This is a genomic window from Polaromonas sp. OV174, assembly GCF_900112285.1.
Taxonomy (GTDB): Bacteria; Pseudomonadota; Gammaproteobacteria; order Burkholderiales; family Burkholderiaceae_C; genus Polaromonas.
In genome coordinates, this window is sequence record NZ_FOKZ01000012.1 from 74718 (window position 1) to 90461 (window position 15744).

Sequence of the window (15744 nt, forward strand, 5' to 3'; positions counted from 1 at the left end):
TCAGGCTGCAGCGAGCAGAGCGAGGCTGATCGCCACAACGGCGGCAACCGTGACAATGCGCGGACTCACCAGACCATGGACCGACTGCAGCGCCGAATACAGGGGGAAAAAGCGGTGTGAACTGGCACAGTGGTGCATGTGGGACGCCAGGTTGGCGGCGTCGGCTGAGATAAAGTCGAGGCTGGCCGACGACGAGTCGGCGCTGATCTTGAGAGTCGTCATGAGGCGTGCGCTCCAGGCGATTAGCACGGCTAACAGCGCGCGGCGGGATACCGGTGTGTTATTCGATGGTTGACTTCATGCTAAGGAGCGTCATCAGGCGAGACCATCAGAAGACGCTGGATTTTGGCCTAGGACAAGGCCTACAGCTTTTATTTCAAAGGCCTCGAATCCCCTCAGGCCAACCATGGTTTGCCTTGGCGGTATTCGAGTTGACCCGGTTCCGTGGACGGTTACTGGTTTGATTCTCAAACCGTTTGGGGTGGTTGTGCGGCGTGCTCATCAGCACGGTCGATGGCCTCGACTCGGGTCTGCTGGCTCCTTTCAAAGTTCAAGGGTGAGAGGTAGTCCAGGCCGCTGTGGCTGCGCCTGGGGTTGTACCAACCTTCAATCGTCCACGGAACCGGGTCAACTTCAGTTTGGCTGGCCGTAACTGCTTGCTCCCCAATCCGCTGGTCGGACGCTGGAAGTGGGCCCGCTCGAAGCAATCGCATCGATTTCTCAAATACGCAAACAGCGACGATTGACGGCGATATTTCCTTGCGCTATTTTGGAACAAGATAAGGAAAGAAAAACAGCACCTATTGAGACGACGAATCGCGCTAACCGTATTCCATGTGAGGGGCCGGATGCGGCCTAGGACGAACCGGCGGCCACTAGCCGGTTTTGTCGTTTGAGGGGCGTTGATTCGTCAGTAGCCTTGGCCATCTGTCGCCCAGAGGTATGTGGCGTTGGCCAGGTGTTGAAGATACGGCAGTAACGTTAACCACCTAAAGTTCGCGCAGCAGCGGTAGTCAGGAGTCGACGAAACGGAAGGACCGTTGAGCATAAATCGCTCGGAAACCGTTTCAAAGCGCTAGCTGACCAGCGTTACTTCACCGAAGATGGTCAAACTTACTGCAGTCGCCCACTTACGTAATGAGGGCGTAAAAAGCCAGAGTGCGGCCTTTTCGCTACTTAACATAATATACATCGTGGAATATGGCGGGCTGTCAGAAACCGATGGCGGCAAATGCTCAAAGAATCTTAGGTAATTCTTAGAACATTTCTTACCTAATTTTTGTACCATAGTCACCCGACACAAATTACCCTAATAAAACGGTTTTTTTGCGACACAAAATTGCAACTAGGGAAATCTTGTGACTCGAGGTGCAATTTTGTGTCTAGGTATTTGCAGCCGTCCGACAACATTTCGGTCGAGAATCCAAGCGAAATGCGACAACATTGTGCTTTTCAGCCTGATGCCAGGAAAAAAAACCGAATGTTGTCGCAACTCTCGCCTTGAACAACATTCCGCTGAACTTCCAGGCTCCGTTTACCCAAGTGACACAGACTTGCCTTGCTGCATTAAGTTATAGCTTCTCCACTTAAGTGTAAGCAAGCCAGCGCTTTAGGCCGGCTCCCGAATGACTGAAGCTAGGACGAGTCGCCCTGGATGCCTTTGGTAGACAAGCCCTGAGCTATGGGCAGGCATGCAATTGCAGTACGATTTGCTCCAGGCAGGCGATGATCCGATAAAGATCTTCGAAGGAGTCTGGAAATGGGGTTGATCGACGCTGTGCTCTGTCCACCCTCCTCCGCTGGCGATGCAGCAAACGCGGGTAAGGGCATTTACGCAAACGCGCAGCCCCCGGGAATTGGTTTCCTGTGATGTGGCTCGGCAGTAGATTCGGTAGCCCCCAAGAATTGATAGTGAAGACGTTACAGGGCTCAGCCATGCCACAAGCCGCGCAGCCCTGACGAATGAGCACCTTAGTCAGCATGGAGGGCGTCGCCTTTACACCCTTGAGCACCCCACTCATGCAGAACTCTCCTAGCACACTACGGCAGATTCCACGGGGCGTCTGGGTGTTGGGCGTGGTCAGCATGCTCATGGACATCTCGTCGGAGATGATTCACAGCCTGCTCCCGCTGTTTCTGGTGACGTCGCTCGGCGTCAGTGTGTTTGCGGTCGGTGTCATCGAGGGCATTGCCGAATCCACAGCCCTCATCACAAAGGTTTTTTCGGGGGTCTTGAGCGACTACCTTGGCCGGCGCAAGGGCCTAGCGGTGTTTGGCTACGGCCTGGGCGCGCTGTCGAAGCCGGTTTTTGCGATGGCGACAGGGGCCGGGTGGGTGGTTGCCGCACGCTTTGTGGACCGCATCGGCAAGGGGATACGGGGGGCGCCACGCGATGCACTTGTTGCAGACGTCACGCCGCCTGAACTGCGTGGCGCGGCTTTTGGCCTGCGGCAGTCCCTCGACACGGTGGGGGCGTTCGCCGGGCCGCTGCTGGCGGTCGCGCTCATGCTGCTTTGGCAGAACGATTTTCGGGCCGTTTTCTGGGTGGCGGTGGTGCCTGGTTTTCTGGCGGTCGCGGTGCTGTTCTATGGACTCCATGAGCCTGCGAACCCAACCATGCAGCGACGTTCCAATCCCATCCGGCGAGAGGCGCTGCGCAGGTTGGACTCCGCCTACTGGAGGGTTGTCGCGGTCGGGGCCATCTTCATGTTGGCGCGATTCAGTGAGGCGTTTTTGGTGCTCCGGGCGCAAGACCTCGGGGTGCCTGTGGCATTCGTGCCATTGGTCATGGTCGCGATGAACGTGGTGTATGCCGCCTGCGCCTATCCCTTTGGCAAGCTGGCCGACCGGATGAGTCATCAGAGACTGCTGGCGCTGAGCCTCCTGGTTTTGGTAGCGGCGGACGTGGTTCTGGCCTTGGCAACACACTGGAGCGCCCTGCTGGCTGGCGTCGCAGTCTGGGGCATCCACATGGGCATGAGCCAAGGATTGCTGGCTGCGATGGTGGCCGATAACGCGCCCGCCGACCTGCGCGGCACTGCTTATGGATTCTTCAACTTGGTCGGAGGGATTGCGATGCTCCTCTCCAGTGCCCTGGCCGGGCTGCTCTGGGAGGTCTGGGGTGCTTCGACCACGTTTTGGACAGGCGCGGGCTTCTGCGTTATGGCACTTGCGGCGCTCTACGTGAAACGCACTCCCCCACCCGACGTATAAGTCGAGGCCCGTTCGGCAAAAGGTGGGGAAGCAAACATATCGGGCATCCAAGAATTGCTCAGTGAGAAAAACGTACACCTCGCGTTTGAGTTCGGCCTGCTATTCAAAGGTGCATTTGTGGTGCTGGAAGTTACCACCGGCATCTTTGCCTATGTCGTGTCCGACCAGTTCCTCCTGGATACAGCAAAACTGGTGACCCGAGCGAAACTAACTGAAGACCTTCGCGACTTCGTCGCCAACCATCTGCTGCACGCTGCCCAAGGCTTGTCTGTGAGCAGCCAGCAGTTCACCGCGTTCTATCTGCTCAGCCATGGGCTCATCAAAATCTGGCTCATCGCCGGTCTCTGGCGAAAGAAGCTGGGGTACTACCCGGTCACCATCGCGACTTTCGGTGCGCTCATTTTTTACCAGTTGTATCGGTATAGCTTTGCGCCATTGCCAGGCATGCATGCCCACCAAGGGCGTCAGACTGTTTCGTCCTATGGTCGCGACTTAAGCCAAAACCATACCGCTGCGCCTATGGCCAGCCACAGCACTACGATGAGGGCTGCGCCGACCCGACTACTTGGTTTCGAGCCCTTCGTTTGCATCCACTCGTCGGCTTGATCAAGTCTTCTCAGGCGCGTTGGCTGTGGCTGCGACTTCCTCGCCGCCTGCCATAAAGTCCTCAAAGGGCAGTGTCTCCCCCACCACTACTTGGTCTTCTAACAATCTGGCGTAATTCGAGACAAGCGCCTCGCCTTTGGCTCCCTCGGACGCGAACTGCGTGGGGAAGGTTGCGGTTCGCCCGTCTTGTTTTTGCCGTCGCGTTCAGGTTCCCAGCCAGCCTAACGCTGACGAACGGCGTGTAGCACAATCCCAAGACACAACACGTTCGATTGCAAGGGAGGTTCCGTGATTAAGAAGATTCGAATCCGCGGGTATCGCATCCATCGCGATTTGACGATCTACCCAAATCCAAAGCTGAATCTCATCGTCGGGGGCAACGAGTCTGGCAAGTCCACGCTCATAGAGGCCATCGTGCTGTCCCTCACCGGGCGAATAAATGGGCGTAGCGCTGCCGAGGAACTCAATCCGTACTGGTTCAACGCGACCGATGTTGCCGACTTCATCGTCAAGCGAGCGGCCGGCGAACTGACGCGACTGCCAGAAATTGACATCGAGATCTTCCTGGACAACGTCCCGGAACTTCAGGAGCTCTGCGGGGCCCACAATTCCAACCTGCCCACCGAGGCATGTCCGGGCGTGCGGATCCGCTGCTTGCCCAATCCCGACTATCTGTCAGAACTCCAAGCGTGGGCGGCTGCGCCAACGCCGCTCCTTCCAGTCGAGTACTACTGCGTCGAATGGTCGACCTTCGCTGACGTGCGACTGACCATGAGGCCGCGGGCGCTAACGACCGCAGTGATCGACGCGCGCACCGTGCGCAGCTCTGGCGGCGTTGACTATCACCTGCGGCAGATCCTGGGCAGTCAGCTCGAACCGAAGGAACGGGCCAGTATTTCCCTTCAGTACCGCCAGGCGAAGGCGGCGCTGTCGGAATCGGCCTTCAAGACGGTGAACCAGCGCATCGGACAGATTCACGCGGCACTGCATGCCCAGCCCATCGCGCTTGCGATGGACCAGACGGCACGGACCTCCTGGGAGGAGTCGGTGGCTCCCCATGTGGCCGACGTCCCGTTCACGATGTCCGGGCAAGGACAACAGTCAGCGATCAAGATCGCGCTGGCCATGAGCCGGCATGCGGGTCATGCCAAGTACGTCACCATCGAAGAGCCTGAAAACCATCTGAGCCACACGAGCCTGGCGACGCTGCTGGAAAGGATGAGCGCCCTGGCTAGCGATGACCAGCAGCTCTTCATCACGACTCACAGTTCAAGCGTCCTCAACCGGCTCGGCATAGAAGCCCTCCAGTTCCTGGGCCCAGCCGCCCCTGTCAAGCTAGACGAGTTGAGCACCGGGACCGTGGGTTATTTCAAGAAGCTGCCGGGCTTCGACACGCTGCGGCTCGTGCTGGCTGACAAGATTGTTCTGGTTGAAGGTCCGTCGGACGAAATAATTTTTGAGCGGGTCTTCTTCGACCTCTTCGGTAAGCGTCCAATGGCATGCGGCATCGACGTCGTGAGCATGAGGGGTTTGTCGCTGGCTCGCGGCCTGGAGCTGTGCCATCGCCTGGGCAAGAAGGTTGCGGCGACGCGTGACAACGACGGAATCAACCCGACCGAACTCCGAAAGCCGTTAGCGGAGTGGCTGGCCGCCGGCCAGCGGGAGGTGTTCATCGGTGAAGTCGCCCATGGCCACACGTTGGAGCCGCAGCTGATCCATCACTGCGGCGAGGCGCAGTTGCGCACCCTCCTCGGGATTACCGACACGGCGAACCTCGAAACCTGGATGACCCGTGAGAAGACGGAAGCCGCGCTTCGCATCGCGAGCTCCAAAGAGGCCGTCACGGCGCCTGCCTACATGCTGCAGGCTGCAAAGTTCATACATGGCTAAACTGGTCACGCTGGCGGTAGCAGGGTCACGCAAGACCCAAGGCATCGTTGAGCACTGTGCAGGCCTGCCGGTGGCGCGGCGAGTCCTCGCGTTGACTTACACCCAGAAGAATCAACAAGAACTTCAGGGTCGCCTGGCCCGGCATGCTGGCGACCACCTGAACATCGAGGTGCTCGGCTGGTTCACGTTCCTCCTGCGGCACTTCGCCAAGCCCTTCCTCCCCTTCATGTTCCAAGGCGAGAGGGTCCGGGGGTTCAACTTCGAAGGCATGCCGTACCGCCTGGCCAAGGGCAAGGCGCGTTTCCTTGACAAGGGAGGTGCTGTCTACCGATCAGAGCTCGGCCGCCTTGCTTTCGAGCTGATCACTGCCAGCAAAGGCGCGCTCATTCGCAGGTTGGAGGGCATCTACGACGAGATCCTGATCGACGAGGTGCAGGACTTGAGCGCCTACGACTGGGACATCCTCGATGCGCTGCTGATTTCCAGTATCGAAATATGGATGGTTGGCGACATCCGCCAGGCCGTTCTCGCGACAAATGGGCGCAGTTCCAAGAACAAGAAGTACGCCTACGCGGATGCGATCAACTGGTTCAGAACCCGCGAGAAAAAGGGTCTCGTCGCGATCAGCGAAAGCACCGTCACCTGGCGATGCCACCCTCAGATCGCGGCTTTCTCGGACCTGATCTTCGACCCGTCGTGGGGCTTCCCGGGCACCGTCTCGATGAACGAGGCGGTAACGGGCCATGACGGCGTGTTCCTGATCCGTGGCGAGCACGTCGCGCCCTATGTGTCCGCCTACAGCCCGCAGAGCTTGCGCCACTCAGCCGCTTCCGCAAGAAACCTGGACCTAGCCTTCATGAACTTTAAGGTGGCCAAGGGGGCTACTTTTGCGCGTGTGCTGATCGCGCCAACATCCCCGATCACCGATTTCATCCGAAGCGGTGCCAGCATGGAACCACTAGCAGCATCCAGCTTCTACGTCGCGGTGACGCGGGCCGAGCAAAGCGTTGCCATCGTGCTCGACGATCCGGGCGATTCGAAACTTCCGTACTGGACGCCGCCTGTGAGTGCTGGACGCCGCCTGTGAGTGCTGGACACTGCCGGTGATTGCCGGCCACGGCAGCAAGCCTAACACCCGCGCGTTGCTGGCGGTCGCTGGGACCAAAGACGGCTTGGTGGCAACCGCTGCATTGCAGGCGGTCAAGCGGGATCCGTTGGCCGGCTGGTTTGAGCCCTAAGGAGACGTCGATTCCTCTCCGAGGCCGACATTTGATGGTCAAGGCCGGCGAAGTGGTCAGCACCTACCGGAATGATGGTCAATGATTACCTGCATCTGCACCGAGCTCTTCACGCAACGCATCGATGGATGAATAAGGGGCGTGCCGAGATACGGGGAAGAAAGACACTTAAGGAAAAAAGTAGCAAAAACTTCAGTTGTTATGGTCCGGACGAATTTAACCAAAACTCCCCTGTCACTGCCAAAGCGGCTAACTGGCTATTTTTGCCCAACTTTTCGAAAAGTTAAAACGACCAGTGCACCCATTACTGGGATGTGACAGGACGGGTGTTGCAGGCGGCAATCTTGAATGCAAGCATTTGATTCATATGGATTTTTTCCAGTGGTAACGCGGATCGCGGTAAACGACCCCAAAACTACGGCAAGGACTGCTCCTTCGGCGGCTTGGCCGCATCTCCCGATGCTCGGCGGGCCTTTCCGGTCCGACCTGGAACGCTGACCAACGCCGCAGCTCGCGACTCCCACTCACGCGCCTGCTGTTGCGTGCCTTCGAGCCGACCCGCCGTATTGGCCAGCTGCACCTTAAGCTCATCGCGCTCGGCCTGCGCCTGGTTCGCCTGTGTGGCTGCGGCATGGTGATCCTGTGTTGCACGCTGCAGCTGCATGGCCAGTGTTGCTGCCTGGACGCGTAACGCTTCAAGCTCGATACCCAAGCGCTCACCGCGTTGCACGGCCTTGGCTAGTTGATCCTCCGTGCGCTTTTGCGCCTCACGCGCTTCGCTGACCTTCAGCATTACATGCCTTTGCACCCCTTCAAGCCGTTCCGTCGCGCGCGCCAATTCCTCGCGAAACGACGCCTCCGCGGCTGCATGCGCCTCACGCTGCTGCTGCAACCGCTGCTCGTATGAGTCGCGAAGCCCATCCAGCCGGCGTACGGCCTCATCTGCGTCGGACGCCTGGCGCAGTGCCAGAGCATCCAGCTTCTCTAGGGCCGACGCTTTAGCCCCCCGTTCGCCACGGGCTTCTTCGCGTGCAACCAGAACTTCCCTGCGCGTCTCGTCGAGTCGGGCTCTGAGTGCTGCCAGCTCTGCCTGTAGGCTGGCCTGGGTTGCCTCTACAGCTTCAGCCCGGCTCACGGCCTGCGCCAACTCGTCTTCGACCTCAGCGCGACGGCCGTCCAGGGCCCGTTCGCCGTGCTCCACGGCTATCGCCCAAGTCGCCAGCATGGCGTTGGCCACCGCCGGCGGCAGCGCGGCGCTGAGCGCTTCCACCTTGGCCTGCTCGTCTTTCCAGCGCTTGAGCTCGTCATTGATCGTGGTGCGGCTCCCCTGGCGGATTTCCGCATAGATCAGATCGACCGTGATCGCGTGCGCGGGCCGTCCGCTTGCGACGATTTTTGAAGCGGCCTCGCGCGTGCGCAAACGGGTATCGCTGGTCCGAGTCATCAACTCCCCTTTAAATTCAATATTTAATGAAGTGTATATCCATGTATTACGTTATATATGTAATCTTTAAATCCATAAATTTACGATAATGCTTCTTATCAAAAGAAAAATACCTGTACCCTTGCGCAACCGCCTCTCAAAACATGCCTGATCCGATGCCAGCCTCCTGTGACCTAATCGAAGCCGTAGCGACCACCGGCATGGCGGATCCGAGGGCTGTCGGCACGCTCGACGGCCGTCAGGGCAGCAACCGGGCCCGGGGCGGCGCATGCCAGCTTTCGGCGGATACGGATCTTGAAGCCGTGCGTGCCTGGCTCGCGGAATACGCCAATTCGCCGCACACGCTGCGCAGTTATCGCAAGGAAGTCGAACGGCTGCTCGTCTGGGCCACCCGTGGCCAAGGTAAGCCTCTGTCGAGCCTGACGCGCGAGGACCTGCTAGCCTACGAGGCCTTCCTGGCCCAACCCAGCGAGGACTGGATCGATCCGAGGTTGCCCCGGCGTGGCGGCGGCCGGCGGCTGTTCGACGGACCACTGTCGGCACGCAGCGTGCGCCACGCCTTGGGAATCCTGTCGGGACTGTTCAACTACCTGGTCGCAGCGGGCTATTTGGCAGGTAATCCGTTGGCCCTGCGGCGCAGCCGTATAGGTCACACCGTTGGCCATTTGCGACGGGCCGCCGTCGAGCGCTATCTCGACCAGGCGTTGTGGCAATTTGTGCTCGACTTCGTCGAAGGCATGCCACGTGACACTGTGCGTGAGAAACAGCATCGCGAGCGTGCGCGCTGGGCTCTTCGGCTACTGCACGGCGCGGGGTTGCGCGCGGCCGAGGCGGCGCAGGCGCGCGCCTGCGATCTGGCGCAGCGGCGCGGCAAATGGTGGCTCCAGGTCATTGGCAAGGGGGGCGTGCCAGGGGATGTACCGGTCAGTGATGCCTGGATGGCCGACCTCGCGCGCTATCGCGCCTTCCATGGTCTGGCGGCGCTGCCTCGACCCGACGAGCGCACGCCGTTGATCATGGCAATAGCCGGTGGCAACGGGCGCTGCCTCACATCGACGGCGGTCTACTTGATTGTCAAGGGCATCTTCGTCCCCGCAGCCGATGCGCGGCAGGCCGACGATCCAGCGGGCGCCGCCACGTTGCGCCGTGCCTCCACGCATTGGCTACGACATACGGCGGCCACACACCAAGCTGATGCGGGAACGGATCTGCGTTTCATCCAAAAAAACCTGCGGCATGCGTCGTTGGAGACGACCGCCATCTACCTGCACGCCGAGGACGATCGACGGCACGCGGCGACGACGGGTCAGCCCACTTGAGGCCGCGATGGGTGCGATACACACTGCTAATATCTGGGACTTGATTTGGTCTTCGTTGTTCTGCGCGGAACTTTCGATTTTAAGATGATCGAATTTGACTATGATGGTCGGCCAAGCCTCTCATCAACACGCGTTACCGAATAGTGCGCAAGCAATTCTGCAGCCGTGGCGTGTCAACCGGTGTCGAGTTACCTGAACGAGCATGGTGGTATCGCCTATCATAGAAAAACATGTGCAACGAGCAGGCGACATGAAGCACGAAATCCCACCCGACTATCCTCGCAATCCATATTCGAGTGGTGTCGGTGGCGCTCAACCGAAGTTTGTTGCGCGTGAAATCGACGGCAGGTTCGTCGTTGGCCTCACGGAAGAAGAGCTGCAGGAGCGTTACGCCATCTGTCTTGACTTGATACAGCAGCTTGTGCCGTACGGTCAACGCAAACACCAAGAAAATCCAACGAGGCCGCCATCACAGATTCTTCGACGAATACATGATGGTGTGCTCTCACTTGAGACAGGACTCTCCCATCTGGAGATTGACTGGCTTGTTTCGAGCGTGGCTAGACAGCTTGGCTGGCCACCGGATTGACCACCATCCGGTAGGAATTGATCACTTAGTTGATGTTGAGCACCGAATGTCGGCTTCGGAGAAGAATTAACTTCTCCTTAATGCGGCGGATTCAACCGGTCAATGTAACAGATTCACTGAACATCTCAGCGGGCGTGTGAAGTATGACACGTGAAGGGTCTCGTCGCATGGATAAGTATGCTTGAGTCACCCAGCGATTTGCTCCGGCGACCACAGCATGCACAGCTTGTCGGTCACGACGCGCGCCAAGGCGCGGTTTCAGCGCTTGGGACGATGTGCCCGATCCCAAGCGCTGATGTCGGCCTGGTTCGCCCGATAGCCAGCTCGTCCGCCATTGCGCTCGATCTCGCGGCCAACCGTGGAGGGAGCTCGTCCGATTCGCGCCGCAATCGCACGGGTCGAGTGACCGATCACCAGAGCGCGAGAGATTTCCTCTCGCACAGCAAGCGTCAGCGCCAGCCTCGAGCGATGCCGTTCGGGCGGACGAATCCCACCCGTCTGAGCCAGGATGCCTCGTACAGACCTGTGCTCCTTGGCAAGTCGCGCCCAAAGTATAGGCTTTTGTCCGACATGCCCAGCCGCTTGGCCACATCCACCACCCCGTGACCACGCTCGGTCACCTGTTTGATTACTTCCGCCTTGAATTCAGCGGGGTATCTCACTCTCTTCATTTCTCACTATCCCGTTCAATTTCGACCTTAACAAGTGTCTATTGAACCGGGTGAAGTCCACTGATGCTGGTGTGCTGGAAGTGTATCGAACGACTTTGATCCGTTAATTCGAAAGATCGTTTCAGGCCGGCGCGGGTGCTTTGTTCAATTTAAACGTCGCCAAATTGCTGACTATCAACTGCGGTCATTAATGACCGGTTTCAGGCATGAAATTTGAACACCTGACGGTCGGCAACCTGTCTTTTGTAGTCGGTCGCCGAGCCCATTTGATCGTCAACAACGCAGCGTTTTCTGCCGGTGGAGAGTGTCCGCTTTCTGGCAGTTCAATTACATAAACGGGGTTAAGGGATTTTTAAGCCTGTCGCCAGCATCTGTTGGTGCAAGTCCTCCAAGCTATCGATGCCAAGCTTCTGCATGGCATCGTCACTGGTCATCTGGCCACAGGCGTAAACGTCCAAAATTTGCAGACGCTCATAGTCCGGGCTACCAAACTCCCGACCCACAGGGATCACATCAAGCCACGCCTGCTCCTCGGCGGATCGCCACAAGAATTTACCGTGGAAACGGCTATACAGGAGGTGATAAATCCGACGCTTATTGGTTCGGGCACTCATGGCGACCTCAAGACATTCAACCGGTTGAACTTACAGCGCCTTAACGCTTGGCATGGCCTATTTTGACCGATTGCCTTTTGCGGGGTCTGCCACTTTTTTTTCTGGGCGCACTGCGGCCACTTTTGCTGTCTGCAGGCGCTTCAGTCGCTGCCTCAAGCCCCTCGGCATCCCGTAGCAGGAAATCGCGTTGCACCCTCGGTCAACTGCGATGGCGACCTTCTTGAACCTCTGCCCGGATTCCGGCCCGGAGCTTCCGTTAGTGCTACACCAGCCGACCGTCTGCTTCAGACCTTGGATTCAATCGGTCGACGCAACAAGTTGGCTGAATCGTTCAGCGGGCGTTTCGTAGTCTAGAGTTTTCCTTGGGCGTTCGTTCAGCTGCCAAAAACTGTTTCAGCGTCAACATGGTGCCAATTGACTTGGTTGTCATACTAACCAGGCACACCAGCATCTCATCTCAAAGTCGTTAGTGGGAAAAGTCTCGCATGCCCGTAGGTAGAAGAGTCCGTTTTGGGTGATCCGAAAGGCGGCTTTGAGCACTGCGAAGACTCTTGACAGCCTGAAACTGACTTCCGTTATGCAGCGGAAGCCGGTACTGGCCAGCGTCGGCTTCCTGGATGCTCAGCAAACAATCGTGTTTTGCCAAGCAGTTAACACTGGTCAAATTTCCGTTTGCTCAGCCATCTCCAAGGCATCGTCTATCTCGATGCCCAGGTAGCGCACCGTGCTTTCCAACTTAGTGTGGCCAAGAAGTAGTTGCACAGCTCTCAGATTCTTGGTGCAGAAGGGCTTCCAGCCAGGCCGAGCTTGCCGTCGGGCGATACCTGTACATTGTGCGGCATCTTGCCGACGCGCACGCTCGCCAGCGTCTTGAACGAAGCGGCATCGAGCACGCTGACCGTGCCAGCGCCCTCATTGGCCACATACACCTTGTCGACGGCCAAGGTGGCACCTGACCAGGCCAGCAGGCCGAGTGGTACGGCCGTTAAAAGCCACTTGTTATTACTTGCAACCATCAATCACTCATTGTTGGAGTAAAAGACCTCTATCAAGACACGGCCTGCAGTGGCAATGGCAGCCGTTCGTGGTGATACAGCCAAAACCGCTCACTCACACCCGGCGGCGTCGCAGGCGCAAGGCATTCCCAATCACCGACACCGAACTCAAGCTCATAGCCAGCGCAGCAATCAAGGGCGACAGTAGCCAGCCGGTCAGCGGGTACAGCACGCCGGCCGCAATCGGGATACCCAGCGCGTTGTACAAAAAAGCAAACATCAGGTTTTGCTTCATGTTGCCCACGGTCGCTTCAGACAGCGCACGCGCAATCGCGATCCCGCGCAAATCGCCCTTGACCAGCGTAATCTGGGCGCTGTTCATCGCCACGTCGGTCCCGGTACCCATGGCCACGCCGACATCAGCCCTGGCCAGCGCCGGCGCGTCGTTGATGCCGTCGCCCGCCATGGCCACGACGCGGCCTTCCTTTTGCAGTTTTTCCACCAGCAGCAGCTTGTCGGCCGGCTTGACCTCGCCGTGCACCTCGTCAATGCCCAGGCGAGCGGCGACGGCCTTTGCCGTGGTTAGTCCGTCGCCGGTGGCCATCACGATGCGCAGCCCAAATGCCTTGAGCGTCGCCAAGGCTTCAGGCGTGCTGGCCTTGACCGGATCGGACACGGCCAGCAGGCCCATCAGTTGCCCGTCAACCGCCAGATGCATCACGCTGGCGCCTTCCGCGCGCAAGGCCTCGGCCTGCGGCACCAGGGCAGCGACCGAGACGCCAGTCTGCTCCATCAACGTGGTATTGCCCAACGCCAGCTGACGACCTGCGATCTGGCCGCGCACGCCAATGCCCGAGGCGGACTCGAAGTTCTCGGGCTTGTCGAGCAGCATGCCGCGCTCGCGGGCGGCACGTACGATGGTTTCGGCCAGCGGGTGTTCGCTGCCCTGGTCCAGGCTGGCGGCCAGGCGCAACACCTCGTCGGCCTCAATGCCCGGCGCGGGGATGGCGCGGTCAAACGTCGGTCGGCCCTCGGTCAGGGTGCCGGTCTTGTCGATGATGAGGGTGTCGATCTTGCGCATGTTCTCGATGGCCGCCGCGTCTCGGAACAGCACGCCCTGCGTCGCGCCGCGGCCGGTGGCGACCATGATGGACATCGGCGTGGCCAGGCCCAGGGCGCACGGGCAGGCAATGATCAGTACCGACACGGCGTTGATCATGCCGAACACCCAGCGCGGCTCGGGACCGAACAGGCCCCAGCCGAAGAACGTGAGCAAGGCAATGCCCACCACCGTGACAACAAAGTAGCCCGCCACCACATCGGCCATGCGCTGCATGGGCGCACGCGAGCGCTGTGCCTGGGCCACCATCTGCACGATTTGCGCCAGCATGGTGGCTGCGCCTACGTGTTCCGACCGCATCACCAGTGCGCCGCTGGTGTTGAGTGTGGCGCCTATCACCTTGTCGCCCACGCGTTTGGCGACCGGCATCGGCTCGCCCGTGAGCATGGATTCATCCACCGAACTGCCGCCTTCGGTCACCATGCCATCGACCGGCACCTTCTCGCCAGGGCGCACCCGCAGTAAATCACCCACATGCACATGGGTCAGCGGCACGTCCTCTTCGGTGCCATCTTCCCGGATGCGCCGGGCGGTTTTGGGCGCCAGTCCCAGCAGCGACTTGATCGCCGCCGAGGTCTGCGACCGGGCCTTGAGTTCGAGCACCTGGCCCAGCAGCGTGAGCGAGATGATCACGGCGGCTGCTTCAAAGTACACGGCGACGCGGCCCATGGAGATGAACGAGTCCGGAAACACCTGCGGGAGGGCCGTCGCCACCACGCTGTAGACAAAGGCGGCGCCGGTCCCCAGCCCAATCAAGGTCCACATGTTGGGGCTGAGGCTCACCACGGACTGCCAGCCGCGCGAGAAAAACGGCCAGCCGGCCCATAGGACGATGGGAATCGACAGCACCAGTTCAACCCAACTCTGCACCGTCATGTCCATCCACTGAAAACGGTGGCCGAACATGGCGAGAACAAAGACCATGCCTGTCAGGGGAAAAGTCCACCAGAAGCGGCGCTGAAAGTCGCGCAGTTCGGGATTCTCATCGTCACCCAGTTCCGGCAGCAAGGGCTCCAGCGTCATGCCGCACTTGGGACAGTTGCCCGGATGGTCCTGGCGAATCTCCGGATGCATGGGGCAGGTGTAGATGGTGCCAGCCGCCGCTGGAGTGGGTGCTGGTGCGAGGTATTGCAGCGGGTTGGCCGCGAACTTGCCCTGGCACTTGGCGCTGCAGAAATAGTAGGGCCGGCCTTCGTGCGTCAGCTTGTGAGGCGACTGCTCCGTGACAGTCATGCCGCACACCGGATCCTTGAGATCCGTTGGCGAGGATGGCCTGGCTGGCGGGGTGCTGCTGAGGTGCTGATGTGTTTTCATGTCCATGGTGGTTATTCCTTGTCGTTGTGGGTGCGTCCCGGCGCCTGTAGGTGCCTGCCGTGGCCCCCCTGGCCATGCCCATGCATCAGGTGCATCAGTGGGCAGGCGAGCAGCAGCAGGTAAGGCCAGTAGCTCAAAACATGCCCCCAATGCTCGCGCAGCAGGTAAAAACCGGCGATCAAGGCGGCCGTTGCCAGCGCCATGCCGGCCGGCCGGCGCCAAAACGATGGCGCAGGGGCGCCGGTCTCAAGCTGATTCATGGCACCGCTCCTTCAGAGTTGCCAGCGAAATAGCCGGGGGGCGGGTTCGCCCGGCCGGTCGATCCGGAGTTCGATCGCGCCTGGCCGCGGCGCCGGCACATCAAATGCCAGCACGCCTTCACGGTGGTGGCCGCCCGGTGGCGCGCCGAGCCAGCCCGTGGGCTTGAATATGCGCCCGTCGTCGGTCGTCAATATGGCGCTTTGAACCAGGTCATCGCTCAGGTCGGCACTGTGGGTGTCCAGCACGACAGTGAACTCCCACAGACTGCCCAGTAGTCCAATCGACTTCGCCGTCACCTTGACGGTCACGCCCTGCTCGCTCGACGACTGCGTGGCGATTGATTCAGGGCTTGCCTGGGCCAATGCGATTAAAGGCGCGGTGGTCAGCACGAGCCCCGCCGCAACCATGGAAGCCGCCAGCAAGCAGCGCCGGCCCATCACGCAACCTTTTTCATAAACCATGGCGCTCTC

The 15744-nt window shown here is 59.6% G+C and carries 14 protein-coding genes and 2 pseudogenes; 6 read left to right on the top strand and 10 right to left on the bottom strand.

Annotation, left to right across the window (positions count from 1 at the left end):
• Nucleotides 1–222 (bottom strand): hypothetical protein, encoded by a 222-nt coding sequence (locus BM160_RS12250; RefSeq protein ID WP_092005594.1) that lies wholly within the window; start codon nucleotides 220–222, stop codon nucleotides 1–3.
• A 1797-nt stretch (nucleotides 223–2019) separates the two neighbouring features.
• Here BM160_RS12250 and BM160_RS12260 point away from each other — a divergent pair.
• The 4 genes from BM160_RS12260 (at nucleotide 2020) to BM160_RS12275 (ending at nucleotide 6796) form a co-directional block, all read left to right on the top strand.
• Nucleotides 2020–3213 carry an MFS transporter gene (locus BM160_RS12260; RefSeq protein WP_177219007.1) on the top strand — a complete coding sequence of 398 codons (1194 nt, stop codon included), beginning with the start codon at nucleotides 2020–2022 and terminating at the stop codon, nucleotides 3211–3213.
• Between the two features lie 54 nt (nucleotides 3214–3267).
• The gene (locus BM160_RS12265) at nucleotides 3268–3819 is read left to right on the top strand and encodes a DUF2127 domain-containing protein (RefSeq protein WP_092005600.1); all 552 of its coding nucleotides are present in this window, start codon (nucleotides 3268–3270) and stop codon (nucleotides 3817–3819) included.
• A gap of 288 nt (nucleotides 3820–4107) precedes the next feature.
• Nucleotides 4108–5709, top strand: a complete 1602-nt coding sequence (locus tag BM160_RS12270) for an ATP-dependent nuclease (RefSeq protein WP_092005603.1) — start codon at nucleotides 4108–4110, stop codon at nucleotides 5707–5709.
• A complete protein-coding gene (locus tag BM160_RS12275; RefSeq protein WP_092005606.1) occupies nucleotides 5702–6796 on the top strand; it encodes a UvrD-helicase domain-containing protein in 1095 nt (364 codons plus the stop codon). Before BM160_RS12270 ends, BM160_RS12275 begins: the two co-directional genes overlap by 8 nt.
• Before the next feature lie 566 nt (nucleotides 6797–7362).
• Here BM160_RS12275 and BM160_RS12280 read toward each other — a convergent pair.
• Entirely contained in the window at nucleotides 7363–8391 is a 1029-nt protein-coding gene (locus BM160_RS12280) for a DNA-binding protein (protein ID WP_092005610.1), read from the bottom strand.
• Nucleotides 8392–8591: 200 nt separating this feature from the next.
• Here BM160_RS12280 and BM160_RS12285 point away from each other — a divergent pair, with 200 nt between their 5' ends.
• Both BM160_RS12285 and BM160_RS22250 read left to right on the top strand, forming a co-directional pair.
• Entirely contained in the window at nucleotides 8592–9710 is a 1119-nt protein-coding gene (locus BM160_RS12285; protein ID WP_092005822.1) for a tyrosine-type recombinase/integrase, read from the top strand.
• A 250-nt stretch (nucleotides 9711–9960) separates the two neighbouring features.
• Entirely contained in the window at nucleotides 9961–10299 is a 339-nt protein-coding gene (locus tag BM160_RS22250) for a hypothetical protein (protein WP_143093244.1), read from the top strand.
• A gap of 258 nt (nucleotides 10300–10557) precedes the next feature.
• On the opposite strand, the gene BM160_RS22615 is transcribed toward BM160_RS22250, so the two are convergent.
• The 8 genes and pseudogenes from BM160_RS22615 to BM160_RS12330 form a co-directional block, all read right to left on the bottom strand.
• Complete coding sequence (locus tag BM160_RS22615; RefSeq protein WP_369821783.1) at nucleotides 10558–10854, bottom strand: helix-turn-helix domain-containing protein; 297 nt, start codon at nucleotides 10852–10854, stop codon at nucleotides 10558–10560.
• Nucleotides 10851–10970 (bottom strand): annotated as a pseudogene (locus tag BM160_RS22940) (transposase); the annotation flags it as partial. The pseudogene BM160_RS22940 and the gene BM160_RS22615, both read right to left, overlap by 4 nt.
• A gap of 341 nt (nucleotides 10971–11311) precedes the next feature.
• A complete protein-coding gene (locus BM160_RS12305; RefSeq protein WP_092005619.1) occupies nucleotides 11312–11584 on the bottom strand; it encodes a hypothetical protein in 273 nt (90 codons plus the stop codon).
• Nucleotides 11585–12244: 660 nt separating this feature from the next.
• Nucleotides 12245–12364 (bottom strand): annotated as a pseudogene (locus BM160_RS22945) (integrase); the annotation flags it as partial.
• Nucleotides 12352–12600 carry a YncE family protein gene (locus BM160_RS12315; protein WP_255368854.1) on the bottom strand — a complete coding sequence of 83 codons (249 nt, stop codon included), beginning with the start codon at nucleotides 12598–12600 and terminating at the stop codon, nucleotides 12352–12354. The gene BM160_RS12315 and the pseudogene BM160_RS22945, both read right to left, overlap by 13 nt.
• A gap of 94 nt (nucleotides 12601–12694) precedes the next feature.
• On the bottom strand, nucleotides 12695–15019 hold the full coding sequence (locus tag BM160_RS12320) for a heavy metal translocating P-type ATPase (RefSeq protein ID WP_092005622.1): 2325 nt from the start codon (nucleotides 15017–15019) through the stop codon (nucleotides 12695–12697).
• A 5-nt stretch (nucleotides 15020–15024) separates the two neighbouring features.
• On the bottom strand, nucleotides 15025–15273 hold the full coding sequence (locus BM160_RS12325; protein WP_092005625.1) for a DUF2933 domain-containing protein: 249 nt from the start codon (nucleotides 15271–15273) through the stop codon (nucleotides 15025–15027).
• Nucleotides 15274–15285: 12 nt separating this feature from the next.
• A complete protein-coding gene (locus BM160_RS12330) occupies nucleotides 15286–15735 on the bottom strand; it encodes a hypothetical protein (RefSeq protein WP_255368855.1) in 450 nt (149 codons plus the stop codon).
• Nucleotides 15736–15744 lie beyond the last annotated feature (9 nt).

Excerpts from the sequence above, each read along its gene's own strand:
- BM160_RS12325 (WP_092005625.1), bottom strand. The coding sequence starts at position 15,273 with ATGAATCAGCTTGAGACCGGCGCCCCTGCGCCATCGTTTTGGCGCCGG.
- BM160_RS12285 (WP_092005822.1), top strand. The coding sequence starts at position 8,592 with ATGGCGGATCCGAGGGCTGTCGGCACGCTCGACGGCCGTCAGGGCAGC.
- BM160_RS12260 (WP_177219007.1), top strand. The coding sequence starts at position 2,020 with ATGCAGAACTCTCCTAGCACACTACGGCAGATTCCACGGGGCGTCTGG.
- BM160_RS12250 (WP_092005594.1), bottom strand. The coding sequence starts at position 222 with ATGACGACTCTCAAGATCAGCGCCGACTCGTCGTCGGCCAGCCTCGAC.
- BM160_RS12315 (WP_255368854.1), bottom strand. The coding sequence starts at position 12,600 with ATGGTTGCAAGTAATAACAAGTGGCTTTTAACGGCCGTACCACTCGGC.
- BM160_RS12330 (WP_255368855.1), bottom strand. The coding sequence starts at position 15,735 with ATGGTTTATGAAAAAGGTTGCGTGATGGGCCGGCGCTGCTTGCTGGCG.
- BM160_RS12305 (WP_092005619.1), bottom strand. The coding sequence starts at position 11,584 with ATGAGTGCCCGAACCAATAAGCGTCGGATTTATCACCTCCTGTATAGC.
- BM160_RS12320 (WP_092005622.1), bottom strand. The coding sequence starts at position 15,019 with ATGGACATGAAAACACATCAGCACCTCAGCAGCACCCCGCCAGCCAGG.
- BM160_RS12275 (WP_092005606.1), top strand. The coding sequence starts at position 5,702 with ATGGCTAAACTGGTCACGCTGGCGGTAGCAGGGTCACGCAAGACCCAA.
- BM160_RS22250 (WP_143093244.1), top strand. The coding sequence starts at position 9,961 with ATGAAGCACGAAATCCCACCCGACTATCCTCGCAATCCATATTCGAGT.
- BM160_RS12280 (WP_092005610.1), bottom strand. The coding sequence starts at position 8,391 with ATGACTCGGACCAGCGATACCCGTTTGCGCACGCGCGAGGCCGCTTCA.